Origin of the sequence: Ruegeria sp. HKCCA4633, assembly GCF_013034605.1 — a bacterium.
Classification (GTDB): Bacteria; Pseudomonadota; Alphaproteobacteria; order Rhodobacterales; family Rhodobacteraceae; genus Ruegeria.
Genome location: NZ_WQGJ01000001.1, coordinates 872,717 through 896,835 on the forward strand (window position 1 = coordinate 872,717; position 24,119 = coordinate 896,835).

The 24,119-nt window shown below is 57.3% G+C and carries 26 protein-coding genes and 2 tRNA genes; 15 read left to right on the plus strand and 13 right to left on the minus strand.

Annotated features, from left to right (window positions below; translation table 11 throughout):
• Positions 1–14 precede the first annotated feature (14 nt).
• From GOV85_RS04315 to mraZ, 4 genes are read right to left on the minus strand one after another with little or no spacing between them, the layout of a single operon-like run.
• On the minus strand, positions 15–1,802 hold the full coding sequence (locus GOV85_RS04315; protein WP_171175334.1) for a penicillin-binding protein 2: 1,788 nt from the start codon (positions 1,800–1,802) through the stop codon (positions 15–17).
• Entirely contained in the window at positions 1,799–2,167 is a 369-nt protein-coding gene (locus tag GOV85_RS04320; RefSeq protein ID WP_171175337.1) for a cell division protein FtsL, read from the minus strand. Before GOV85_RS04320 ends, GOV85_RS04315 begins: the two co-directional genes overlap by 4 nt.
• Positions 2,164–3,156, minus strand: coding sequence for a 16S rRNA (cytosine(1402)-N(4))-methyltransferase RsmH (gene rsmH / locus GOV85_RS04325; protein ID WP_171176228.1), 993 nt, complete (start codon positions 3,154–3,156; stop codon positions 2,164–2,166). Before rsmH ends, GOV85_RS04320 begins: the two co-directional genes overlap by 4 nt.
• A 4-nt stretch (positions 3,157–3,160) precedes the next feature.
• Positions 3,161–3,664: a division/cell wall cluster transcriptional repressor MraZ gene (mraZ, locus tag GOV85_RS04330; RefSeq protein WP_171175340.1), complete on the minus strand. Its 504-nt coding sequence runs from the start codon at positions 3,662–3,664 to the stop codon at positions 3,161–3,163.
• A 992-nt stretch (positions 3,665–4,656) separates the two neighbouring features.
• Here mraZ and GOV85_RS04335 point away from each other — a divergent pair.
• Both GOV85_RS04335 and GOV85_RS04340 read left to right on the plus strand, forming a co-directional pair.
• Positions 4,657–4,881, plus strand: coding sequence for a DUF1127 domain-containing protein (locus GOV85_RS04335; protein ID WP_171175342.1), 225 nt, complete (start codon positions 4,657–4,659; stop codon positions 4,879–4,881).
• Positions 4,882–5,252: 371 nt separating this feature from the next.
• Positions 5,253–5,543 (plus strand): DUF1330 domain-containing protein, encoded by a 291-nt coding sequence (locus tag GOV85_RS04340; protein WP_171175344.1) that lies wholly within the window; start codon positions 5,253–5,255, stop codon positions 5,541–5,543.
• A 4-nt stretch (positions 5,544–5,547) separates the two neighbouring features.
• Here the strand turns inward: GOV85_RS04340 and GOV85_RS04345 are convergent, their stop codons facing one another.
• Positions 5,548–7,950, minus strand: a complete 2,403-nt coding sequence (locus GOV85_RS04345) for an ATP-dependent helicase (protein ID WP_171175346.1) — start codon at positions 7,948–7,950, stop codon at positions 5,548–5,550.
• 180 nt (positions 7,951–8,130) lie between these two features.
• Here GOV85_RS04345 and GOV85_RS04350 point away from each other — a divergent pair, with 180 nt between their 5' ends.
• The 4 genes from GOV85_RS04350 to GOV85_RS04365 all read left to right on the plus strand — a co-directional run bounded on the left by GOV85_RS04350 (position 8,131) and on the right by GOV85_RS04365 (position 15,128).
• On the plus strand, positions 8,131–9,906 hold the full coding sequence (locus GOV85_RS04350) for a diguanylate cyclase (protein WP_171175354.1): 1,776 nt from the start codon (positions 8,131–8,133) through the stop codon (positions 9,904–9,906).
• A gap of 39 nt (positions 9,907–9,945) precedes the next feature.
• The gene (locus GOV85_RS04355) at positions 9,946–11,067 is read left to right on the plus strand and encodes an alpha-hydroxy acid oxidase (protein WP_171175356.1); all 1,122 of its coding nucleotides are present in this window, start codon (positions 9,946–9,948) and stop codon (positions 11,065–11,067) included.
• Between the two features lie 161 nt (positions 11,068–11,228).
• Positions 11,229–14,666 (plus strand): pyruvate carboxylase, encoded by a 3,438-nt coding sequence (locus GOV85_RS04360; protein WP_171175358.1) that lies wholly within the window; start codon positions 11,229–11,231, stop codon positions 14,664–14,666.
• Between the two features lie 78 nt (positions 14,667–14,744).
• Positions 14,745–15,128 (plus strand): MAPEG family protein, encoded by a 384-nt coding sequence (locus GOV85_RS04365; protein WP_171175360.1) that lies wholly within the window; start codon positions 14,745–14,747, stop codon positions 15,126–15,128.
• Between the two features lie 13 nt (positions 15,129–15,141).
• Here GOV85_RS04365 and GOV85_RS04370 read toward each other — a convergent pair whose 3' ends face one another.
• Entirely contained in the window at positions 15,142–15,294 is a 153-nt protein-coding gene (locus GOV85_RS04370) for a hypothetical protein (RefSeq protein WP_171175362.1), read from the minus strand.
• 148 nt (positions 15,295–15,442) lie between these two features.
• Here GOV85_RS04370 and GOV85_RS04375 point away from each other — a divergent pair.
• The 3 genes from GOV85_RS04375 to GOV85_RS04385 all read left to right on the plus strand — a co-directional run bounded on the left by GOV85_RS04375 (position 15,443) and on the right by GOV85_RS04385 (position 16,573).
• A tRNA-Gly gene (locus tag GOV85_RS04375) sits at positions 15,443–15,517 on the plus strand.
• Between the two features lie 33 nt (positions 15,518–15,550).
• Positions 15,551–15,625, plus strand: a tRNA-Gly gene (locus GOV85_RS04380).
• A gap of 81 nt (positions 15,626–15,706) precedes the next feature.
• On the plus strand, positions 15,707–16,573 hold the full coding sequence (locus GOV85_RS04385; protein WP_209509441.1) for a GNAT family N-acetyltransferase: 867 nt from the start codon (positions 15,707–15,709) through the stop codon (positions 16,571–16,573).
• Here GOV85_RS04385 and GOV85_RS04390 read toward each other — a convergent pair.
• The gene (locus GOV85_RS04390) at positions 16,570–16,809 is read right to left on the minus strand and encodes an Lrp/AsnC family transcriptional regulator (RefSeq protein WP_050602861.1); all 240 of its coding nucleotides are present in this window, start codon (positions 16,807–16,809) and stop codon (positions 16,570–16,572) included. The genes GOV85_RS04385 and GOV85_RS04390 overlap by 4 nt on opposite strands.
• A 154-nt stretch (positions 16,810–16,963) precedes the next feature.
• Between GOV85_RS04390 and hisB the strand changes: the two genes are divergently transcribed.
• On the plus strand, positions 16,964–17,551 hold the full coding sequence (gene hisB / locus GOV85_RS04395) for an imidazoleglycerol-phosphate dehydratase HisB (RefSeq protein ID WP_171175366.1): 588 nt from the start codon (positions 16,964–16,966) through the stop codon (positions 17,549–17,551).
• 85 nt (positions 17,552–17,636) lie between these two features.
• Positions 17,637–18,275 carry an imidazole glycerol phosphate synthase subunit HisH gene (gene hisH, locus GOV85_RS04400; RefSeq protein ID WP_171175368.1) on the plus strand — a complete coding sequence of 213 codons (639 nt, stop codon included), beginning with the start codon at positions 17,637–17,639 and terminating at the stop codon, positions 18,273–18,275.
• 3 nt (positions 18,276–18,278) lie between these two features.
• Here hisH and GOV85_RS04405 read toward each other — a convergent pair whose 3' ends face one another.
• Positions 18,279–18,680, minus strand: a complete 402-nt coding sequence (locus GOV85_RS04405; RefSeq protein ID WP_171175370.1) for a DUF2147 domain-containing protein — start codon at positions 18,678–18,680, stop codon at positions 18,279–18,281.
• 134 nt (positions 18,681–18,814) lie between these two features.
• Here GOV85_RS04405 and hisA point away from each other — a divergent pair, with 134 nt between their 5' ends.
• Entirely contained in the window at positions 18,815–19,534 is a 720-nt protein-coding gene (gene hisA / locus GOV85_RS04410; RefSeq protein WP_171175372.1) for a 1-(5-phosphoribosyl)-5-[(5-phosphoribosylamino)methylideneamino]imidazole-4-carboxamide isomerase, read from the plus strand.
• A 1-nt stretch (position 19,535) separates the two neighbouring features.
• On the opposite strand, the gene GOV85_RS04415 is transcribed toward hisA, so the two are convergent.
• Positions 19,536–19,928, minus strand: coding sequence for a DUF302 domain-containing protein (locus GOV85_RS04415; protein ID WP_171176230.1), 393 nt, complete (start codon positions 19,926–19,928; stop codon positions 19,536–19,538).
• A gap of 174 nt (positions 19,929–20,102) precedes the next feature.
• Between GOV85_RS04415 and hisF the strand changes: the two genes are divergently transcribed.
• The 3 genes from hisF (at position 20,103) to GOV85_RS04430 (ending at position 21,819) form a co-directional block, all read left to right on the plus strand.
• Positions 20,103–20,864, plus strand: a complete 762-nt coding sequence (gene hisF, locus GOV85_RS04420) for an imidazole glycerol phosphate synthase subunit HisF (protein ID WP_171175374.1) — start codon at positions 20,103–20,105, stop codon at positions 20,862–20,864.
• Positions 20,861–21,178, plus strand: a complete 318-nt coding sequence (locus tag GOV85_RS04425; RefSeq protein WP_171175376.1) for a phosphoribosyl-ATP diphosphatase — start codon at positions 20,861–20,863, stop codon at positions 21,176–21,178. The genes hisF and GOV85_RS04425 overlap by 4 nt, the downstream gene beginning before the upstream one ends.
• Before the next feature lie 68 nt (positions 21,179–21,246).
• A complete protein-coding gene (locus GOV85_RS04430; protein ID WP_171175378.1) occupies positions 21,247–21,819 on the plus strand; it encodes a hypothetical protein in 573 nt (190 codons plus the stop codon).
• On the opposite strand, the gene GOV85_RS04435 is transcribed toward GOV85_RS04430, so the two are convergent.
• The 4 genes from GOV85_RS04435 to rlmB form a co-directional block, all read right to left on the minus strand.
• Entirely contained in the window at positions 21,816–22,286 is a 471-nt protein-coding gene (locus GOV85_RS04435) for a CoA-binding protein (RefSeq protein ID WP_171175380.1), read from the minus strand. The genes GOV85_RS04430 and GOV85_RS04435 overlap by 4 nt on opposite strands.
• A 196-nt stretch (positions 22,287–22,482) precedes the next feature.
• Positions 22,483–22,935, minus strand: coding sequence for a YHS domain-containing (seleno)protein (locus GOV85_RS04440; RefSeq protein ID WP_174836676.1), 453 nt, complete (start codon positions 22,933–22,935; stop codon positions 22,483–22,485).
• Positions 22,936–23,038: 103 nt separating this feature from the next.
• Positions 23,039–23,320, minus strand: coding sequence for a hypothetical protein (locus GOV85_RS04445; RefSeq protein WP_171176233.1), 282 nt, complete (start codon positions 23,318–23,320; stop codon positions 23,039–23,041).
• Positions 23,321–23,335: 15 nt separating this feature from the next.
• Positions 23,336–24,106 carry a 23S rRNA (guanosine(2251)-2'-O)-methyltransferase RlmB gene (gene rlmB, locus GOV85_RS04450; protein WP_171175384.1) on the minus strand — a complete coding sequence of 257 codons (771 nt, stop codon included), beginning with the start codon at positions 24,104–24,106 and terminating at the stop codon, positions 23,336–23,338.
• Positions 24,107–24,119: the final 13 nt, after the last annotated feature.

The window sequence follows — 24,119 nt, forward strand, 5'->3', positions numbered from 1 at the left end:
TCTTGCCGGACAGCCTAGTTTGAGGTCAGCGTTATAGCAGCGCCCGCCTCAGGCTCAAGCCGAGGACGCAGGCCCAGCAAGGGTGCGACGCGACCAATAAGTTCGGCGGCAACAGGCACGGCGGTCCAGCCCGCAGTGCGGCGCTTTTCGCCATATGCCAGGATCGAAGGTTCGTCCAATGTGACGATCAGAACGTATTTCGGATCATAGGCCGGAAAGATCGTCGCGAAGGTCGCTATGACCTTGTCATCGTAATACCCGCCACGCGGCTTTGGCTTGTCCGCTGTGCCGGTTTTGCCAGCCACGTCATAGCCTTTGACCTCAGCAAAGCTGGCGGTGCCGTCTGTCACCACTTTACGCAACATTTTCTGGGCCTGGCTTGCGGTGTTTTCCGACATGACCCGAGGGCCGTATTGCGGGCCGTTTTTCCGCAGAATGGTCGGGCTGACATAATGCCCGCCATTGGCAATGGCCGCATAACCGGCCGCCAGATGCATCGGGCTGGTCGACAGACCATGACCGTAGGAAATGGTTACAGTGCTCAGTTCACCCCATTTTTTGGGCTTGAGCGGTACGCCACCTTTGGCCTCGACAATTTCAAACGGTGTTGGATCGAACATGCCCAACGTGTTCAGGAAATCCTGCTGTCGCTGCGCACCGATCTGCAACGCCAAACGGCCCGTACCCCGGTTCGAGCTGTGTACGATCACGTCCGCAACGCTGATCTTGCCGTAATTCTTGCCGTTGAACTCTCCGATCGGAAAACGACCGATCTTCATAGGGCCCGACGTGTCGATGATGGTATTGGAATTCACAAGCCCCAGTTGCACGGCCTGCGCTGCAGTGAAAATCTTGAAGACCGAGCCCAGTTCATAGACACCTTGTACATAGCGGTTGAACAGTGGGCTGTCTGATGGATCAAACCCCGAGGTCGGCGGGCGCGGGCGGTCATTTGGATCAAACGAGGGCAGCGACGCGGCTGAGACAACCTCACCCGTGTGTGCGTTCATCAGAACGGCCGAGGCCCCCTTGGCGTTCATGATCTTCATACCGCCATAGAGCACCTGTTCCACAGCCGCCTGAATGGTCAGGTCCAGCGACAATTGCAGCGGCTTGTTGCCGTTGGCCGGGTCACGCAGATAGTCGTCGAACTGTTTCTCGACACCTGCAACACCAATTACTTCGGCGGCACTGACGCCCTCACGACCAAAGCCGGACCCGCCCAGAATATGCGCGGCAAGCTTGCCGTTGGGATAAAGGCGCATTTCGCGTGGGCCAAACAGAATGCCCGGATCGCCGATGTCGTGTACGGCTTGCTTCTGTTCGGGTGAGATGCGTTTTTTAATCCACAGAAACTTACGCTTGCCCGTGAAGTCCTTGACCAGACGCTCTTTGTCCAGATCCGGGAAGATTGCCACCAACTGATCTGCGGCGGCAATCGGGTCGATCATCAGGGGCGGCTGCGCGTATACCGAATAGGTGTCCAGATTTGTTGCCAGGATGCGCCCTTCGCGGTCAACGATATTGGCGCGCTGCATGGCAATGGTCGCACCCGGCGCACTTGCTACTGGCTCCTGCGCCTCGGACGTGGCCAGCATACCCATGCGGGCACCAACAACCGAGAAAGCGCAGAAGAAGAAGAAGCCCAGCACCAACAGGCGCCCTTCGGCGCGGGCGCGGGCGCGGTCTTTCATATCCTCGTGGCGTTTGCGGATGTTTTCCCGTTCAATCGCCTTTGGATTTTCACCTCGGGCGCGAGCATCAAGAATTCGGGCCAGGGGGCGCAGAGGCGTGCGTGTCATGGAATCTGCACCTCGCCCAACGCCTTAATGTCAGTGATGGCCTGCAACTCAATCGGATCAACGATGGGCAGATCGGGGTCTTCGGCATAGGCAATCTGATCGGCACGCCCAAACTGCTCCGCCCGCAGCGGCAACAGTCCCAGACGCTCAAAGTTCAAATCTGCCAATTCGCGCAGTCGGTCAGGACGGTTCAGATAGGCCCATTCCGCGTTCAAAACGGCCAGCCGAACCTGTGCCATGCCAATCTCGCGCTGGAGTTTCTGCGTTTCTTTAACCACCTGCTGGGTGCGGTAGTTTTCCTGATAGGCCCACAGCGCCAATCCAAAAACGGACAGAGCGGTCAACACATACAAAATACTCTTCATTTTGCCCTTCCCCCCAGTTGCGGCATCCCTATGGCGCGGGCCTCAATTTCCCCTGCCGGTGCCTCAGTTCGGATTGCCACGCGCAGTTTGGCCGAGCGCGCACGCGGGTTTTCCTGCAATTCCAGCTCATCCGGGCCTACGGCCTTACGGGTCTTCAGCGTGAATTGCGGCTGATCCTGCTCGATTTCAGGCGCGTAACGGTTCGCACGCCCTGTCTTACCCGCGCGGGATTGAAAGAACCGCTTGACCATCCGATCCTCGATGGAATGGAAGGTCACAACGGCCAGTTGCCCGCCAGGCTTTAATGCCCTTTCCGCGGCCATCAATCCCTGAAACAGCTCTTCATATTCGGCATTGACCGCGATCCGCAGCCCTTGAAAGCTGCGTGTCGCCGGGTGCGATTGCCCGGGCTTGGGGCGCGGCAGGCAGGACTCGATGATCTCGGCCAAACGCAGGGTCGTAGTGATTGGTTCTTCGCTTCGCGCCTTCACGATGGCCTTGGCGATCCGACGGCTCGCGCGTTCCTCACCGAAATGGAACAGAATATCCGCCAATTGCGCCTCGGTCGCCTCATTCACCAGATCGGCGGCGCTTTCGCCTTCCTGACTCATGCGCATGTCCAAGGGGCCGTCTTTCATGAAAGAAAACCCACGCTCGGCCTGATCCAGCTGCATCGAAGACACACCAAGATCCAGCACCACACCATCCAGATCCTGCGCGTATTCGTCCATCCGCGAGAACACACCGGGCTGCATCACCAACCGGTCGCCATACTCTCCTGCCCAATCAGCGGCCATTTCAAAGGCCAGCGGATCACGGTCGACGCCAATCACCTTGTCTGCCCCTGCATCCAGCAACCCGCGCGTATATCCGCCTGCCCCAAAGGTGCCATCCAGCCAAACACCCGATACCGGAGACACTGCGGCCAGCAGTGGGCGCAGCAGAACAGGGATATGGGGTTTATCGGAGGGAGGGACAGCGCCGGACATGCCGTCACGCGTCCCCGATGCCATCGAGGTAGACCATCGGGTCAAAATCGTCGGGCAGATCGTCCATCCACTCTTCAGCCTTGGCCAGTTCTTCAACATTGTAGGTTTCGGGCTTCCAGATCTGGAAGGTGTCACCCGCGGCGATAAAGAAGGCCTCATTCTCAAGGTCAATCTTGTTGCGCAGCTTGGCAGGCAAGACCAGACGTCCGGTTTCATCCACGTTTGTCGGGAAGGACTGACCGTGGAACATGCGTTGCAGCATCTTACGCTCCATCGACCCACGTGGCAGAGCGTCGATTTTGGCGTCAACCTCGTCAATCGCCTGCATCGTATAACATTCAAGGTATTTGCGGCGGTGGTCGCCGTAGACGATCACAAGCTCTGGATTGTCACCGGGCTGCCAGTTGGGATCGGACGCTTCAAGCACACGGCGAAACGAGGCCGGGATCGAGACCCTGCCCTTCGTATCCACCTTATGGTGGCTTTCACCTCTAAACCTGCGCGCCAAGACGACTGTCCCTTTCGCTTGCGCCCCACCTCAAAATTCACGTTCCCCCCGATGAAAAACGGCGAGTTGATCTGCTGCCACTGATCAACCCGCCGCATTGACCCGCTTTGCGGGATGTCCAGCTGCACGCGCCACCTGGGGGGATGTCTGCTCGCCCGCGCGCCGGATCTCTTGGTTGATGAAAGCGAGATGCCTGTATGAAACCTGATTAGTATTTTTGGTTCGGGGTCGTTTGGTGCCCCTGCTGCCTCGTCCTCATCGGATGTACAAGGGATGCCATGGGAATTCATGGAAATCAACAGGAATTTTTCCAACCGTGTTGCATGAAACACGGCTTCGACATGACCAAATGTGGAAGATTCGCCACCAAGGCACTACAAATAGAAAATTTTAATTTTGAACATCAATATATAGACAAATGCTCGATGGAAAAAATTTCCCACGTTTTCCCGTTTTTTCTGAAGTTTTCGCTTAGGCTGGATTTTTTGGCTCGCTGCGGACAGTCGTCACATCGAATCGTAACTCAAAAAAACTAGAGATTTAGGCCGCGATTCCCCGCTCAAACCAGAACCGCCCATAAATTCCCGTAAGCTGACCCAGCTCAAGCAAGGAAGCGGGGCTTGGGTTCCGCTCCACCCCAGAAACCCGGAATCATCAAGACGTCGCCACCTCGCTAAATGTCATTCCAGGGATCCACCGAAACGTCAGGCACTGGCTGTCCACGATATAAGTCGCACAAATTCGCGCCGAATGCGCTCAATTCAAAGGCAGGCCACAGCAGCGCCTTTTTCAGGCCTTCAAAGGCACCCCATGGTAAAACCTATATTTTAAAGGTGTATATCTCTGTGTCGGGAAAAACCAAACCAATCTATGCATTTGCTGCATAGCAGCATTGATGAAGTGACCCATTGTGCAATTGCAGCATTTGCCTATCTTCAGGCTCAAGCAAACGCCGAATGACATCGGTAACGCAAGACAGACGGATGATGAAAATGGCAATCGCAAGCACACATACAGCCCCCAAGAGCGCACCGGCGTTCGGATTGAGCACACTGGTCGAAACCGCCAAGACCCGCTTTGCACGCTATCGCATGTACCGTCAGACTGTGAATGAACTGTCCAGCCTGTCGAACCGCGAACTGGCCGACCTGGGCCTGCACCGTTCGATTATCCGCCGGGTCGCAATGCAGGCGGCAGAAGACAACACCGCGCGTTAAGCGCACCAGAGATACCGAGATCAGGCCCTTCCTCCTCCCATTAGGGTCTGTAATCAGCGGCAACGTCTTTCCTCCTCCCTGACGTTGCCGCACCCTATACCGGCCTCAAGATGCCGGAACGTGATACATCGAGGCTCTCCTCCTCCCTGCCTTGATGTTGAAAGCGCGCGGCGACGTCGTCCTCCTCCCTGACGTCGCCGCGTCTTCCCCATACCGGGCTCAAACCCGGGTTCGTATACATCAGGGCTCTCTTCCTCCCTGCTCTGATGTTGACAAGACGGCGGTTCCCTCCTCCTCCCTGGGAACCGCCGTTTTTTGTTTTTCTGACACTGGTGTAAGATGGCCCTCTGATTTCTGATCCGGAGGACGCCATGGCCGCCTATTTCATCGCGCAGATCGACATCCACGACCCGGATGGGTATCAGGATTATCTGGCGGGGTTCATGCCGATCTTTGATCGCCACGGCGGCCGTTTGCTCACCGTTTCTTCCAAACCGGTCGAACGTATCGAAGGCGATTGGCCGGAAGGTGGAATTGTGCTGATGGAGTTTCCGGACCTTGCCGCAGCGAAAGCCTGGAAAGATGACCCCGACTACATCGCACTGGCAACGATCCGACAGGCCACGGCATCGACCAATCTGGTTCTTGTTGAAGGATTATGATGCCTTAGAACGGAACGTCATCTTTGTTGGTCAGGAATCGTGACACCACTTTCTTGGTGCCCGCCTTATCGAAATCGACCTCGACCTTATCGCCCTCGATACCGATGATCGCGCCATAGCCGAATTTCTGGTGGAAAACGCGCTCACCCAGCGTAAAGCTGGCCAGGGCGGTGGCGTCGATCACCGTGTTCCGACTTTCGCGGGGTTGTGACGTGCCATATTGCCCCTGCCGCGCTTGCATCCGTTTCCAGCCCGGTGAGTTATAGACATTGGCTTCGGCTGCGCGGGATTCGATTCCCGCTGTCTGGTGCCCGCCGCCATAGAGGCCGGGAGGAGTCAGAACCTCTACATGCTCTTCCGGCAATTCGTCGATGAAACGCGAAGGCATGGAGTTCTGCCATTGCCCAAAAACCCGCCGGTTGGCGGCAAAGGAAATCGTACAAACCTCTTCCGCGCGGGTGATGCCGACATAGGCCAGGCGACGCTCTTCCTCGAGCCCCTTGAGCCCGGATTCGTCCATCGACCGCTGTGAGGGGAACAACCCGTCCTCCCATCCTGGCAGGAAAACAACCGGGAATTCGAGCCCCTTGGCGGCGTGCAGGGTCATGATCGAAACCTTGGCCCCATCCGAATCCTGTTCGTTGTCCATGACAAGGCTGACATGTTCCAAAAACCCCTGAAGGTTTTCGAAATTGTCCAGTTGGTTGACCAGTTCCTTAAGGTTTTCCAAACGCCCCGGCGCTTCAGGGGTCTTGTCGTTCTGCCAATGAGCAGTGTAGCCGGATTCGTCGAGGATGATCTGGGCCAGTTCGATATGCGTATGCTCGGGCGCACCGAACCGCAGGGGTGATCCGTCATCAATCACCGAGTCGTCGTCTACCTCGATCCGCGGGCCGCGCGTCATCGCGTTCCACCGCGCCAGCCCATCAATCAACTCGCGCAGGGCTTTGCCACCCTTCCCCTTGATCAGCCCATTGTCGACGGCGATCCGTGCCCCATCAACCAGAGAAACACCGTTTTCACGTGCAGTCATCTGAATGGTCTGCTGCGCCTTGTCGCCAAGGCCGCGTTTTGGAGTGTTCACTATACGCTCAAAGGCCAGATCGTCTTCGGGGCTGATCACCAACCGGAAATAGGCCATGGCATCGCGAATCTCCATCCGTTCATAGAATCGCGGGCCGCCGATCACTTTGTAAGGCAGACCAATGGTCAGGAAGCGGTCTTCGAACGCGCGCATCTGGTGCGAGGCGCGGACGAGGATGGAGATTTCATCCAGGTTCACCGGGCGGATACCGCGCGTACCGCCTTGCATTGCGTCGATTTCCTCGCCAATCCAGCGGGCCTCTTCCTCGCCATCCCAATGGCCGATCAGGTTGACCTTGTGACCTTCCTCAGCATCGGTCCAGAGCTCTTTGCCCAGCCGGTTTTCGTTGCCTCGAATGACGTTCGATGCAGCTGCTAGAATATGCGGGGTCGAGCGGTAGTTCTGCTCCAGCCGCACCACATAAGCGCCCGGGAAATCCTTTTCGAACCGCAAGATGTTGCCCACTTCGGCCCCGCGCCAGCCGTAAATCGACTGATCGTCGTCCCCCACACAACATATATTTTTGTGCCCACCGGCCAGCAATCGCAGCCAAAGGTATTGGGCGACGTTGGTATCCTGATACTCGTCCACCAGAATGTAGCGGAACCAGCGTTGGTATTGCTCCAAAACGTCCGGATGGGTTTGGAAGATCGTGACCATATGCAGCAGAAGGTCGCCGAAATCTACCGCATTCAACTGTCGCAGGCGCGTCTGGTACTGAGCGTAAAGCTCGATACCCTTATTGTTGTAGGCCCCAGCATCGGCAGAAGGCACCTTGTCCGGTGTCAGCGCGCGGTTCTTCCAATCGTCAATAATCCCCAGCAAGTGCCGCGGCGGCCAACGCTTCTCATCAATGTTATTCACTTTCAGCAACTGCTTTATAAGCCGCAGTTGGTCGTCCGCATCCAAAATAGTGAAGTTTGATTTAAGATCGACCAACTCTGCGTGACGTCGAAGCAATTTAGCGCTAATTGAATGAAAAGTACCAAGCCAACGCACAGGTTCTTGGACCGAATAAGGAGTATTCTCCAAACGAACTTGCATCTCTTTCGCGGCCTTGTTGGTGAAGGTCACTGCTAAAATCTCGTTCGCCCTGACCCCGTGTTGCTCTATCAGATGCGCAACACGTGCCATCAACGTCCTTGTTTTTCCTGTACCCGCACCGGCCAATATCAAAAGGGGGCCGTCGACTTTTTCGACCGCATCTCCCTGTGCAGGGTTAAGACCCTTCTTGTACTCGCCTTTCGGCTCTGAAAACCGAGCCATAGCCCGCGCCGACAGCGATGCGCCCTCGAAGGCGTCCATTTCGTCAAAACTGCTCATGGATCCAAACTACGCTGGATCAGCCCGAAGGGAAAGAGTTTGTTCACGGCTTGTTCACAGGCTTTTAACACTTCTTTTTGCATTAATTCGAAACAAAGAAACGACCATCGCCGCTCAAAAGTTAACCCACTGTCAAACTCAGGGCCGGATGCTGATCCCATTGCTGTGGGAGCGGGAAAGATGGAACAGACGAATCCGACGACAGGATCATCGCGTTTGAAAATGGTGGGTGCGGGCCTGATGCTGGTCGTTCTGACGGTAGCAGCCGGTTGGGGCATCTACGCGGTCCCGGCACCGGTGGTGGATCGCATGCTGGAAGCAGACCTGCGCAAAAGCGCCGTGCGGCTGAGCCGTCAGGTCGAAAGCAATTTAAGCAGTCTGGAGGCGACATTCCGCGATCATTCGCTCAGCCCGCATGACCAGGATTTTCTGAATCTGTTGCCAGAAACCTCGGACATCTACCGGTTCAAACTGTTCGATGCATCAGGCAACGTATTTTGGTCGACCCGCAGCAGTGACGTTGGCTCGGTGAACACAAAACCTTACTTTAAGTCTGTCGTTGCCGCCGGCGGCCTTTATTACAAACACGAAGAGAAACCTATCACGGAAATTGACTCCTTTGACCCCGATCCCCGCGGGAATAAGGGGCTGAACAGCCGTCATGTCGCCGAGGTCTATACACCGATTATCAAAGATGCGACGTTTCTGGGGGCAATCGAATTCTATTCGGACATCACGGACCTAAGGAATCTGTTCATCACTCGGGTGCGCTTGTCTCTGGCTATCCTCAGCGGAGTGGCGTTGCTGGCCCTGACAACTGTGATCCTGATTGTCCACCGCACCAACCTGCGTCAAGTGCGCGACCTTCGCAAACGAGCCGTGAAAGAGCGGGAATTGATGGACGAACAGCTGCGCTTGGCCCGCGAAGTACGCTTGCTGGGTGAGTTGAATGAATGGCTGCAATCCAGTCGATCGCTGGATGAGCTGTTCGATATGGTGTCACGCTTCATGACCCACATCCTGCCCGAGGCAGAGGGCAGCGTTTATGTCTATTCCAACTCTCGCGATGTTCTGGACGGTTGCGCCAGCTGGAATGGCGGCACGCACGAGTCGCATATTCACCCCGAAGGCTGCTGGGGATTGCGGCGTGGACGCACCTATGAATTCGGCGCATCCGAGATCGACTTTGTCTGTGAACACGCCGAACCGCATGATGGGCGACCCTATTTCTGTTTTCCCATCCTCGCGCATGGCGAAACCGTCGGCCTGCTGCATCTTAGGGCGCTTGCCGGGCGTGACGCATGTTTTCACAAAAGTCGTAAACTCGCGCAGCTGTGCGCCGAGCAGATCAGCATGGCCATTGCCAACGTCAGAATGCGCGATCAATTGCATGACCAATCGGTACGCGACCCTCTGACTGGCCTATTCAATCGTCGTCACTTGACGGAAACGCTACGCAAGTCGATCAGCCGCAGCCAAAAGACCGGAGCGGCGCTGAGTCTGATCGCCGTGGACGTGGATCATTTCAAAAAGTTCAACGACACGCATGGGCACGACGCAGGTGACATGGTCTTGCGTGCGGTTGGGGCCGCGCTGGAACAGGGCTGCGACCGCGACGAGGTGGCCTGCCGCATCGGCGGTGAAGAATTTATGTTGATCCTACCCGACAACACCCCCGAAGACGCTGTGACCCGCGCAGAGCAGCTGAGACAGGCAGTCGAAGCCGTCACCGTCCGCTATGGCGAAAAGGCCTTGCCCCGCATCACCATCTCGGTCGGGGTGGCGCATTACCCGAAGCACGGAACCATGCCACAGGATCTGATGCGCGCGGCCGACGATGCGCTTTATGTGGCCAAGGACAAAGGGCGCAACCAGGTTGAGGTAGCCAGCGAAACCCAGAATCAGGTCAAGCGACCCCTCGCCAAAGGCAAGCAGACCCACCCGGACGCGGCCTAATACCCTTGCCGAATCACGCAGCGGGTCGGATCAATGTGCATGGACCTGCACAGCACCTTTCCCGGCATACCGGATTTGAAACGTCACGCGCGCCGCCGCCTGCCGCATTTCGTATGGGAATATGTCGAAAGCGGTACAGGGGCAGAAACGACTCTGATACGAAATCGAAAGGCGCTGGATGACGTCCGCCTTTCGCCCTCGATCCTGCACGGCGAACTGGAATTTGATACATCGAGGACCTTACTGGGCCGTGATTACCCTTTGCCCTTTGGGATCGCGCCGATCGGGATGTCGGGGTTGGTCTGGCCCGACGCGGAGCGCCTGTTGGCTCAGGCAGCCGCGCGGGAAGGGATTCCGTATTCCCTGTCCACCGTGGCCAGCCAAAGCCCTGAGGACCTGGCACCACACCTGGGACCAAACGCCTGGTTTCAGCTTTACCCGCCGCGCGACCCAGACATTCGCAAGGATATGTTGGGTCGGGCGCATCAGGCCGGGTTTCGAACCCTTGTGCTGACTGTGGATGTCCCAGTAGCCTCACGCAGGGAACGACAAACCCGCTCGGGCCTGAGGCAGCCACCAAAGCTGACGCCGCGTTTGCTGGCACAGATTGCGACAAAGCCCGCCTGGGCCATGGGTATGCTGCGCAATGGCGTGCCGCATATGCGCACTCTGGACAAGTATATCGAAGATCCGGGCGATCTGCCGCCGACGGCCCATATTGGGTACCTGTTGAGGACATCACCGGGGTTGGACTATGTATCGTGGCTGCGCGATCATTGGGACGGAGGCTTTGTGGTCAAAGGCATCTTGCGTCCCGAAGATTCTGACAGACTGGAACGGGTGGGTGTGGACGCCCTGTGGGTCTCGAATCACGGAGGTCGCCAATTTGACGCAGCCCCGGCCAGCATTGAAGCTCTTCCAGCTATTCGCGACGCCACCAATTTACCGCTAATATTTGACAGCGGTATCGAAAGTGGCCTGGATGTACTGCGCGCGCTTTCCCTAGGCGCCGATTTTGTCATGCTTGGGCGCGCTTTTTTGTACGGGTTGGCGGCACTTGGCCCTTGCGGCCCCGCGCATGTCATCGATGTTCTGAGACAGGATCTGCACGCAAATATGGGTCAGATGGGTCTGGCGGCACTGTCTCAAATTGAGAGATGATGTTAATAATTTGATGCTGCGGCGCGGCATGCGTATAAGGCTACAGCGGCCAAAGGGCGTTTGCGAGCGGTAACATGCCGGTTCTACCCAGAAGAACGGATATACCTGCGCGTATTGTTCGCCCAATAACACGCCCAAACACATAAAGACCGGGACTTAATATGACAGACTTCACCAAGATCCTGATCGCCAACCGCGGCGAGATTGCCATTCGCGTTATGCGCGCAGCGAACGAGATGGGCAAACGCACTGTTGCTGTCTTTGCCGAAGAGGACAAGCTTGGCCTGCATCGTTTCAAGGCCGATGAGGCCTATCGCATTGGCGAAGGCATGGGCCCGGTTGCTGCATATCTGAGCATTGACGAGATTATCCGCGTGGCCAAGGAGTGTGGCGCGGACGCGATCCATCCGGGCTATGGCCTGCTGTCCGAGAACCCGGATTTCGTGGATGCCTGTGTGCAGAACGGGATCACCTTTATTGGCCCCAAAGCCGAAACCATGCGCGCTCTGGGCGATAAAGCCAGTGCGCGGCGTGTGGCGATTGAGGCTGGCGTTCCGGTCATCCCCGCAACCGAAGTGTTAGGTGATGACATGGACGCGATCCGGGCCGAGGCCGCCGAGATCGGTTATCCGCTGATGCTCAAGGCCAGCTGGGGCGGTGGTGGTCGGGGTATGCGCCCGATTGAGTCCGAGGACGAATTGGAAGAAAAGGTGCTGGAAGGCCGTCGCGAGGCCGAAGCCGCCTTTGGCAATGGTGAGGGCTATCTGGAAAAGATGATCACCCGCGCCCGCCACGTCGAGGTTCAGATACTGGGCGACAAGCATGGTGAGATTTATCACCTTTATGAGCGTGACTGCTCGGTCCAGCGCCGCAACCAGAAGGTGGTCGAACGCGCCCCTGCCCCATACCTGTCCGAAGAGCAGCGCGCTGAGATCTGTGAACTGGGGCGCAAAATCTGCGCCCATGTGAACTATGAGTGCGCGGGCACTGTCGAGTTCCTGATGGATATGGAAACCGGCAAGTTCTACTTCATCGAAGTGAACCCGCGCGTGCAGGTGGAACACACTGTCACCGAGGAAGTCACCGGTATCGACATCGTTCAAGCACAGATTCTGATCGCTGAAGGCAAGACCCTGGCCGAAGCCACCGGCGCTGCCAGCCAGGCGGATGTGCATCTGAACGGCCATGCGCTGCAGACCCGGATTACGACCGAAGACCCACAGAACAACTTCATCCCCGACTATGGCCGCATCACCGCCTATCGCTCGGCCACCGGCATGGGCATTCGTCTGGATGGCGGCACCGCCTATGCGGGCGGGGTGATCACGCGGTATTACGACTCGCTGCTGACCAAGGTGACGGCCAAGGCCCCGACGCCTGAGGCCGCAATTGCCCGCATGGACCGCGCCCTGCGTGAATTCCGCATTCGCGGTGTCAGCACCAATATCGACTTTGTCATCAACCTGCTGAAACACCCAACTTTCCTGTCGAATGAATACACCACCAAGTTCATCGACACGACACCCGATCTGTTCGCGTTCAAGCGCCGCCGCGACCGGGGCACCAAGGTTCTGACCTATATCGCGGACATTACGGTGAACGGGCACCCCGAGACCAAGGATCGCCCCGAACCGCGCGCCGACTTGAAAGAGGCCAAACCCCCCGCGCAAAAGGCCGAACCACAAATGGGCACCCGCAACCTGCTGGAGCAAAAGGGCCCGCAGGCTGTGGCCGACTGGATGAAGGCGCAGCGTCAACTGCTGATCACCGACACCACCATGCGCGACGGGCATCAGTCACTGCTGGCGACCCGGATGCGGTCGATCGACATGATCAAGGTTGCTCCGACTTATGCGGCCAACCTGCCGCAGTTGTTCAGTGTAGAATGTTGGGGCGGCGCAACGTTCGACGTCGCCTATCGGTTCCTGCAGGAATGCCCGTGGCAGCGTTTGCGCGACCTGCGCGAAGCGATGCCGAACCTGATGACCCAGATGCTTCTGCGTGGAGCAAACGGGGTCGGCTACACCAACTACCCCGACAACGTGGTGCAGGAATTCGTACGCCAGGCGTCCAAGAACATTGATGTCTTCCGCGTGTTCGACTCGCTGAACTGGGTTGAGAACATGCGTGTGGCGATGGACGCTGTCGTCGAGAACGGCAAGATCTGCGAAGGCACGGTTTGCTACACGGGCGACATCCTTGACCCGGATCGGGCCAAGTACGACCTGAAGTATTATGTCGGCATGGCGAAAGAGCTGCGCGACGCAGGTGCGCATATCCTTGGCCTGAAAGACATGGCGGGTCTGTTGAAACCAGCCTCGGCCAAGATCCTGATCCGCGCGCTGAAAGAAGAGGTCGGCCTGCCGATCCATTTCCACACCCATGACACCGCCGGTATCGCCAGCGCGACCATTCTGGCCGCGTCCGATGCGGGTGTGGACGCCGTGGACTGCGCGATGGACAGCTTCTCGGGCAACACGTCACAGGCAACGCTGGGCACCGTGGTCGAGGCCCTGCGCCACACCGACCGCGACACCGGGCTGGACATCAAGGCAATCCGCGAGATCAGCGACTACTTCGAAGCGGTTCGCGGTCAGTATGCGGCCTTCGAATCCAGCCTGCAGGCCCCGGCGTCCGAGGTCTATCTGCACGAGATGCCCGGGGGTCAGTTCACCAACCTCAAGGCGCAGGCGCGTAGCCTGGGTCTGGAAGAGCGCTGGCACGAGGTCGCCCAGATGTATGCCGACGTAAACCAGATGTTCGGTGACATCGTGAAAGTGACGCCGTCGTCGAAGGTTGTTGGCGACATGGCGCTGATGATGGTCAGCCAAAACATGACCCGCGAACAGGTCGAGGACCCGGCAACTGACGTCGCCTTCCCCGACTCGGTCGTGGACATGATGCGTGGCAATCTGGGTCAGCCTCCGGGTGGGTTCCCCGACACCATCATCAAGAAGGTGCTGAAGGACGAGGCCCCCAACACAGAACGCCCCGGCAAGGACGTGCCTGCGGTTGATCTGGAAGCCACCCGCGCCGAACTGTCCAAGCAGCTGGAAGGCAAAGACGTCGATGACGAGGACCTGAACGGCTACCTGATGTATCCCAAGGTGTTCCTGGACTACATGGGACGTCATCGGATCTATGGCCCTGTCCGAACTCTGCCTACACGCACCTTCTTCTACGGCATGGAGCCGAGCGAAGAGATCACGGCCGAGATTGACCCGGGCAAGACGCTGGAGATCCGCTGTCAGGCGATTGGCGAGACCGATGAAAACGGCGAAGTCCGCGTGTTCTTTGAACTGAACGGCCAACCCCGTGTCATCCGGGTACCGAACCGGATGGTCACATCAAGCACTCAGGCCCGGCCCAAGGCTGAAACCGGCAACCCCGATCACGTCGGCGCACCAATGCCGGGGGTCGTGGCAACGGTTGCCGTAACTGCGGGACAAGAGGTCAAGGAAGGCGACATGCTGTTGACCATCGAGGCGATGAAAATGGAAACCGGCATCCACGCCGAACGCGACGCAACCGTCAAAGCTGTTCACGTGCAACCAGGCGGCCAGATCGACGCAAAAGACCTGCTCGTCGAACTGGAATAAGCCGTCGAACCAGCTAAAGTTCAAAGGGCCGTGCGGGAAACCGTGCGGCCCTTTTCAATGCTGGAACGGAGACAGACCATGCTTGCAATCACACCGATCTACGCGGCCCTGATCGCAATCCTGTACGTAGCGCTCAGCGTCAAAGTGATTCTACAGCGCCGTAGCGACAAAATTTCGGTCGGCGATGGCGGCAGCAAACTTATGATCAAGGCGATACGCACGCATTCCAATTGCGCCGAATACGCACCCATCGGCCTTTTGCTGATCGCAATGGTAGAGTTGCAAGGCGCAGGTAGCCTGACGTTACACGTGTTGGGCCTGATGCTGTTGGCCGGGCGTCTGTTGCACGCATACGGTTTTGGCAGAACGCCGCAGATCGTCATTCTGCGACAGCTTGGAATGGGGCTGACGTTCACAGCAATATTGGTAACCGCGATCGCGAATCTGGTCCTGGCCCTCTGACTGTAGGCGGGGTTTATCCCGCCAACACCAGCGTTTCGACCAGTGGCGCGCGCATCAGGACTGGGTCGACCTCGACCACCTTGTCCTCAACCCGTGCGCATAGCATCGTGGTCAATATGATCAGCGCGGCCAACAGCGCCATTTTCATATCAGCTATACGTGCCATTTTCATTCTTCAGCCCCTCTTATTTTTTCACGCTCTAGATTTTCAACGAGCTGGGCTCGGATTTCCGTCGAAAGATTTTTCCTCTTTTTTGCGTTTTTCCGCTTGCAGCCTCGCGTGGGAATTTATACATCCCTCCTCACTCAACGGCGCGGGCGTAGCTCAGGGGTAGAGCATAACCTTGCCAAGGTTAGGGTCGGGCGTTCGAATCGCCTCGCCCGCTCCATTGAGAGGTCTTTGGACCACATATGTATCTGATGCGGGCGTAGCTCAGGGGTAGAGCATAACCTTGCCAAGGTTAGGGTCGGGCGTTCGAATCGCCTCGCCCGCTCCAGATACCAACCGATCCGAACATGCTGGTTCTTTGCAGCGCGTTGCGCCATTCTGGTCGCATTACGCAATGCAGGATTACCCGATGTCTGATTATATCATTCGCCCACTCACTGCTGCCGAAGTCCAGCACGCTGTGGATTGGGCCGGTCGCGAAGGATGGAACCCCGGCGTACACGACGCCGAGTGCTTTCGCCCAACGGACCCGGACGGGTTTCTGGGCGGATTTCTGGATGGAGAGATGATTTCCTCGGTCTCGGCGGTGAATTACAACGCCGATTTCGCGTTTCTGGGCTTTTACATCGTTAAACCCGAGTTCCGGCACCATGGTCATGGGCTTGAGATAGCGCAACATGCGCTTGCTCATTGCGGCAGTCGTAACATGGGTCTGGATGGCGTTGTCGAGCAGCAGGAAAATTATCGCAAATCCGGCTTTACCTTCGCGTATAACAACTACCGATTTGCCGGAACAAAAACGCGGATGCTGGCGAAGCTGGGTACATCTTCGAATGATTGCGTAGCGGATCTGAGCAGTGCGTCAGATGAATTGAAAGCCTATGACCGCGACATGTTTCCCGCTGCACGCGATCTGTTCCTTGAAAGCTGGCTCAGCGCTTACAATCACGTATCAAAGGTCTATTCCGACAATGGCAGAATCCAAGGCTACGCAACGCTGCGCCCTTGCATCACCGGATACAAGGTTGGTCCGCTGTTTGCAGACAATACCGACATTGCAAGGGCTCTGTTAGCAGCTCTGCTGACGGCGATTCCCGAAGACCACAACGAGCATGAGGTTTTTGTGGACATGCCACAGCCCAACACATCAGCCTTCGCTTTGGCCGACGCGCTTGGACTGGACAAAGTGTTTGAAACCGCCCGGATGTATTCCAGCCATCAGCCGGATATCGATCTGGACCGAATCTTTGGCGTGACGACGTTCGAACTGGGCTAGAACGCCTTGAATGTCATGGTGGTCAGCGAGCGTTCGATGTTAGGGATCACTAGCAAGTGTTCGTTGATGAAGTGGCCCACATCCTCGGTCTCGGGGATATATAGCTTCAGAAGCAGGTCATATTCGCCGCTGGTGGAATACAGTTCGGAATGAATTTCGCGCAGGGCGATTTCTTCGGCCACCTTATAAGTGGTGCCGGGTTTGCAGCGGATCTGGATAAAAACGCAGGTGGACATAGTGTGACCCTATCGGTTCGTGTTGCTTGCAAGCTGACACGGGGCACAGCCGGGTGCAATCCCCTGCAACAGTTTGGCCTGAATGCCACCTATGGTCTGGATAAGGCAGCCCAACCCCGTCTATAAGCGCGCCTGTAGCAAAAGGAATTCGCCCATGCGCAGCGCTTCGATCAGCCGCAAGACCGCCGAGACCGAGATCACGGTTCAGGTCAATCTGGATGGCACCGGCACCTATGACAACCAGACCGGTGTTGGCTTCTTTGACCACATGCTGGATCAGCTGGCGCGCCACTCGCTGATCGACATGACGATCAGTGCCAAGGGTGATTATCACATCGACGACCATCACACGGTCGAAGATACCGGCATCGCGCTGGGTCAGGCACTGACGCAGGCTCTGGGCGATAAGAAAGGCATCCGCCGTTATGGCGAATGTCATCTGCCTATGGACGACGCACAAGTGCGCTGCGCGCTGGACTTGTCGGGCCGTCCGTTCCTGATCTGGAATGTAGACTTGCCCACGCAGAAGATCGGCACGTTCGACACAGAGCTTGTGCGAGAGTTTTTTCAGGCGCTCAGCACACATGGCGGCATCACCCTGCACATCGACCAGTTGCACGGCTTCAACAGCCATCACATTGCCGAGGCGGCTTTCAAAGCTGTCGCGCGCGCTTTGCGTGATGCAGTCGAAACCGATCCACGCAAGGCGGATGCGATTCCATCGACCAAGGGTGCTTTGTAGGCGGTGGTAAGGGGCGCCGCCCCTCTTGGCCTTTGGCCAATTCACCCCGCCGTATTTGGAACAAGAAGAAGAACAGGTCCGTATCATGTTGACTGCGATCATTGATTATGAGTCGGGCAATCTGCACTCGGCCGAGAAGGCTTTTCAGCGCATGGCGCGTGAATTGGATGCCGGTGAGGTTGTTGTGACCTCGGACGCAGACGTCGTGGCGCGTGCGGATCGTTTGGTGTTGCCGGGTGATGGGGCCTTTCCGGCCTGTGCCGCCGAGCTGCGGGGACACAGAGGTATCTATGATGCGATGGTCGAGGCAGTCGAGCAAAAGGGACGACCGTTTCTGGGCATCTGCGTTGGGATGCAACTGATGGCCACCAAGGGCCATGAATACAGCGAAACCGATGGTTTGGGCTGGGTTGCAGGTGATGTTGTCCGAATTGAGCCTTCGGATGCAGCCCTAAAAGTCCCCCATATGGGCTGGAATGATCTGGTCCTGGAAAGCGATCATCCAGTGTTCGATGGGGTGAAATCCGGTGATCACACGTATTTCGTCCACTCCTACCATTTTCGTGTGAGCGACCCAGCACAGCGGCTGGCTTACGTTGATTATGGGCAAGAGGTCACGGCCGTGATTGGCCGCGACACGATGGTTGGGATGCAGTTCCACCCCGAGAAAAGTCAGGACGTTGGGCTGCGTATGCTGGGCAACTTCCTGACCTGGAACCCCTGAGGGTTACTGGACGCGCGTCCAGGTTTGGCCGCGACAGATCAAACCACCCGCCACACAACCCTTGACGGTCAGCTTGTTCTGCCCGTCCAGCGACATTTTCGAATTGTAGGTCTTGTCGCGGTCCGGGGCCCAGATCTTGCCGCTGTCATAGCTGCCGCTACCTTCGGGCACCATGTCCCAGATGATCTGTTTACCCAGATTTTCGTATTCCAGCTGCTGGTTCCCATCCGCATCAAAGGCGCTGTCGATTGTGCCGCAAATCGCGCTCCCGCATTCGGAAATCGTGACATGCAGGTAACCACCCGTGTCACCCGGCGCAGTCTTCCATAGCCCGTCAACAGGATCTGCTGCCAAAGCACTGGTCGCAAGAAGCGACAAACCCGCTGCAAACGTAAATTTCTTCATGATTTTCTCCCTGTTTTGAGGGCAGTCTGACCCGCCAAGGACCGACGGGCAAGAATGACCCAGCGTCGCGTTGCATCCCCTGCCCTGCCTGTGCGATATCCCGCGCGTGTAACAAAGATATAGGGCCGCCCGACATGATCCTCTACCCCGCCATCGACCTCAAAGACGGCAATGCCGTACGCCTGCTGCGCGGTGAAATGGACAAGGCCACCGTGTTCAATGAAGACCCTGCCGCACAGGCCCGCGCCTTTGTCGAGGCGGGATGCGAGTGGCTTCATCTGGTCGATCTGAACGGCGCGTTTGCGGGTGAACCGGTTAACGCCGCCCCGGTCGAGGCGATACTGAAAGCCTGCGACGTGCCCGCTCAGTTGGGTGGCGGTATCCGCGACATGGCCACGATCGAAACATGGATCGGCAAGGGTTTGGCGCGGGTCATTTTGGGCACAGTTGCGGTCGAAAACCCTGATCTGGTGCGCGAAGCGGCGAAAGCTTTTCCCGGCAAAGTCGCTGTGGGCATTGATGCGCGCAACGGTATGGTGGCGACTAAAGGCTGGGCCGAAGAGACTGACGTGCAGGTCACCGATCTGGCCCGCAGTTTCGAAGACGCAGGCGTGGCCGCAATCATCTATACTGACATCAACCGTGATGGCGCGATGCAGGGCCCGAACATCGAGGCGACAGCAGCCCTCGCTCAGGCGGTTTCTATCCCCGTGATTGCGTCGGGTGGCGTCAGCTCTTTGGAAGACCTGATCGCCCTGCGCGACTGTGGTGTCGAACTGGACGGCGCGATCTCGGGTCGGGCGCTGTATGATGGCGCGATTGACCTGGCCGAGGCCATTCGCGCCCTTAACTGAGCTACTGCGCGGCAGCGGCAGTCAGTTTCGCCAAAGCGCCGCGCATCTTTTCGATGACGGGTGACTTTTCGACCTCATCCAGCTCATCCATCGTTTCCTTGGGGTCTTCATAGGCCAGCCAGACCTGACCGCTGGCGTCCTCATAGGCTTGCACCTTGAGCGGCAGGAACAACCCAGCACGCGGGTCGATCTGCATGGCTGGCGTGCCCAGCGCAGGGTTACCGAAAATCAGCACCTGATTGGCAGGAATGGGCGTACCGACCTTTTCCGCTCCGGCCGCATGGTCGATTCGCGCAAACACGGTGGCCCCGGCATTGCCAACTGCTGCTTCCAACGCATCCAGCGCCTCAGCCACGGATTTACTTGTTTGAACTTTGATGATGTCGTCAGCCATGGCGGATAGTGCGCCCCCGAATGTTAGAATTGAAGCCAGAAGAAGATGTTTCATCTCGATAATCCTTTTCATGAATTTCACCCCTAATTTCCATGGCTTCACGATGGATCACAATCACAAGTCTGGCATCAGCGGTGCTTTGCCGGTAAAGGTCCGGCAACGAAGGACACCCAGATGCTGAAAACCCGGATCATTCCCTGTCTTGATGTCGCCGATGGCCGCGTGGTCAAAGGCGTGAATTTCGTTGGCCTGCGCGACGCGGGCGACCCGGTGGAATCGGCCAAGGCCTATGACGCCGCCGGCGCTGACGAGATATGTTTTCTGGACATCCATGCGACCCACGAAAACCGCGGAACGATGTTTGATGTGGTGCAGCGCACGGCTGAGCAGTGCTTTGTCCCACTGACAGTGGGTGGCGGTGTACGCACCAAGGAAGATGTGCGCGCCCTGCTGCTGGCTGGGGCGGACAAGGTCAGTTTCAACTCGGCCGCCGTCGCCAACCCGAACGTGATCGCGGAAGCGGCTGACCAGTTTGGCAGTCAATGCATCGTTTGCGCCATAGACGCCAAGACCGTCAGCCCCGGAAAGTGGGAAATTTTCACCCATGGTGGGCGAAAGCCTACCGGTATTGATGCGGTCGATTTTGCCAAAACAGTTGTTGCCAAAGGGGCCGGAGAAATCCTTCTGACCTCGATGGATCGTGACGGCACAAAAGCCGGGTTCAACTTGCCCCTGACCCGCGCCATTTCCGACGCGGTGAATGTACCGGTGATCGCCAGCGGAGGTGTCGGCAATCTGGACCATCTGGTGGAAGGTGTCACCAAAGGCGGCGCAAGCGCCGTGCTGGCGGCCTCGATCTTTCATTTCGGCGAATACACCATCCGCGAAGCCAAGGAACACATGGCCGCTGCGCGCATTCCGATGAGGCTAACATGAGCATCCTGCACGATCTGGCCTTCACGATTGAGGCCCGCAAAGACGCAGACCCGGACTCCAGTTGGACAGCCAAGCTGCTGGCCAAAGGTCCCGAGAAATGTGCAGAGAAGTTTGGCGAAGAAGCTGTTGAGGCGATCATCGAGGCCGTCAAGGATGACAAAACCAGGCTGACCTCTGAGGCGGCTGATGTTCTGTATCACCTTCTGGTCATGCTGGCCTCGCGGAACGTGGCACTGGATGATGTCCTGACCGAACTGGCACGTCGTCAGGGCGTCAGCGGTATCGCGGAAAAGGCTTCCCGCCCTAAGAGGTAACACCTGGGTTCCGCGTCGCTGTTTGGACCGCTATACTTGGACGTCAGATTGGCAGCCGAGGGCGCGACATGATCCGAGTTTTGATGCTTGTGGCAACGCTTGCCATCGTCGCGGGCTGCTCTGCGCCACCGCCCTCGACCGGGGACCAGGTTCAACGCCTGGCAACTGAAATTCAAAGTTTGGGTCCTGACATAGATCCCGAAGAAGCCCAACGAGCGGCGCAGGTTGCCTACGCCTACACCGCACAGCTGGTCGATGAATACCAGATCACTGACCCGCCATTGATCCACAACGCAAAGGTCAACAAAGGCGTGCGCCCACGCGGGCTCTGCTGGCACTGGGCCGAGGACATTGAGCGTCGTCTGAAGCAGGAAAATTTCCAAACGCTTGAGATGCATCGCGCCATAGCCAATGCCGATAATCCGCTGAGAATCGACCACTCCACAGCGATCATCAGCCGCAAGGGGGAATCGTTGTATGACGGTGTCGTACTGGACCCGTGGCGCTATGGCGGGGTGTTATTCTGGTCTCCGCTGGTCGAGGACACCCGTTACGAATGGGTGCCGCGCGACGTGGTGCTAGAGAAGCGGCGACAGGAACAGGTGGCCCGGCTGAAACCCTATCAGCCAGCAACGCCCTAAAGTTTGGACGAGATGATTCCGGTCGAAAATCCGCCCATGCGCAGCTCGCCAAACAGGCGCTGATACTCGATCTTGGGACAGCGGTTCATCACTACGTCAACGCCCCGTGCTTCGGCCTTTGCCTCCGCTTCGGCATGTTCAACCCCGATCTGCATCCAAATCGTGCTGAGAGAGGGAAAAACGTCCAGAGCTTCGTCAACGATAGGCGGCACAGCTTCGGACCGCCGAAAAATATCCACCATATCCACAGGCTCGGTTATGTCCGAAAGACTACCTCGCACTGTCTGACCGAATAGGTCTTTGCCTGCATGGCCTGGATTGACCGGGATCACATCAAATCCCTTCAAGGTTAGATAGCGCGCCACGTAGAAACTGGGTCGCACAGGGTTCAACGACACTCCTACAACGGCAACCGTCTTGGTGCGTTGCAGAATGGTCTTGAGGTGCTGATCGGGATAATTTGACATGCCCTATCCTTAACAGGGTTATCAAAAGAAAAAAGCGCCCAAGACAGCTTGGGCGCCAGTTGTTGGAACGAGGGACAGTGAAATGACCCGCGGCAGTTCCGTTCCGCGGTCACTGTGACATTTAGGCATGAGTTGGTGAAAAAAAAGAGGGGGCGCGCATTTTTGTGATGACTTTTCACAATTAGCTGATTCTTGCCTAGTTGTGGTACAAGATCACCGGCCAGTTTTCTTCTGCCATTTCAATGAATTCCGCCCTATCCTGCTGCCACATCATCTCAATCTGCTTTGAGTGCGTCAGATACAGGCGGCCATCGACCACCTGCCACGCATTGGGATCGGTGCTTTTCAGAACCCCTTTGGCCATCGCGTAAGAACAATACCCGCCAAACTGCGGAGCAAAGGCCCGGGGGTTGCTTTCAAAGCGCTCTCGGTTTTCCGCAGATGAAAAATGCCATTTTGCCCCTTTCCACATCACAGCGTTTTCCGGGGCACCCATAACGGGCGTCGCGCCTTCGAAGTAGGTCACGGGATCATACCCGGCCATCGCCACACCTTCGGTGGCGAAATAGACGGGATTGTCCTGCGCGGAAACGGCAGAAGAAAGGAATACAGCGCTTAGCGCGCCAAGGATGGAACGTTGGATCAGCATCGCCACGTCAGAATCTGGAGCCTTGAGGTATCAACATGCAAGTTTTCGGCGGTAACGGAAGCCCCGTTGACAAGGATGTGATCGAGTTTCAACGCAAGGGCGCCTAGTCGAAAATATCCTCAATCACGTCCCAGGCTTCGTCAAACACACGTGAGAACACGCTCTTTTTCTTCTTTTTACGTTTTGCCCTTGAATGCACCATATGAGACACGGCAGGTCGCGCCTGTTTTTCTTTCACGGCCTTACGCTTTGGAATCATCTTGAGATCATGTAGCGGAGCACCGCAGCTTGAACAGCTAAGCTCATGCCGCTCTTTTCCCTTCAGGACCAGGGCCGCACGAGTGCCGCAATAACAGCAGGTGGCGATTTTGGATGGACCGGAAATGGCGCTCTCCTTTGCTCAGGAACGAGATGCATATAAGGCGATTGCCGCCGCGTTTGAGACATTCAGTGACCCAAACCCGCCTGCTGCGTCAATTTTCACCAACTGATCGACGGTTTCTTTGGTCTTCTGCCGCAAGCCCGGGCCTTCGGCACCAAGCACAAGCGCCACGGGGCGATCATGCCCCTCGACCAACGCACCTTCGATCGTCATATCGGCTTCGCCGTCCAGTCCAAGAACCAGAAACCCCATGCCCTGAAGCTCGATGATCGCGTCTGCAAGGTTGCGCACCCGCAAATATGGTTGGCGTTCCAGCGCACCGCTGGCGGTTTTGGCCAGCGCCCCTGTTTCAGGTGCAGAGTGATGCCGCGTACCTATCACAGCGCTGGCCCCCAAAACTTCGGCTGAGCGCAGAATCGCCCCGACGTTATGCGGATCGGTCACGCGATCCAGCAGGATGACGCGCGGGTTTTCCCGACCGATACAGTTTTCGGCCAGACCGCCCCAATCCAAAGGCTTGACCTCAAGCGCAGCACCCTGGTGAACCGAACCAGCATCAATAGGCGCGGTGAACTTGCGTGGATCAACCATCTCGGCTTCAATCCCAGCAAACTCAATGGCTTCCGCCAGCTTGTCACGGGCGTTACGTGTCACGATCAGGCGCAATTTCTGACGATTTGGGTTCATCAAAGCATCCCGCACCGCATGCAAGCCGAACAGCCAGACGGTTTCGGCCGCAGCGGCTTTACGCGCCTGTTCCTTTTCGACGACCCATTTGGGTTTCTTCATTTTATGGGCCTCC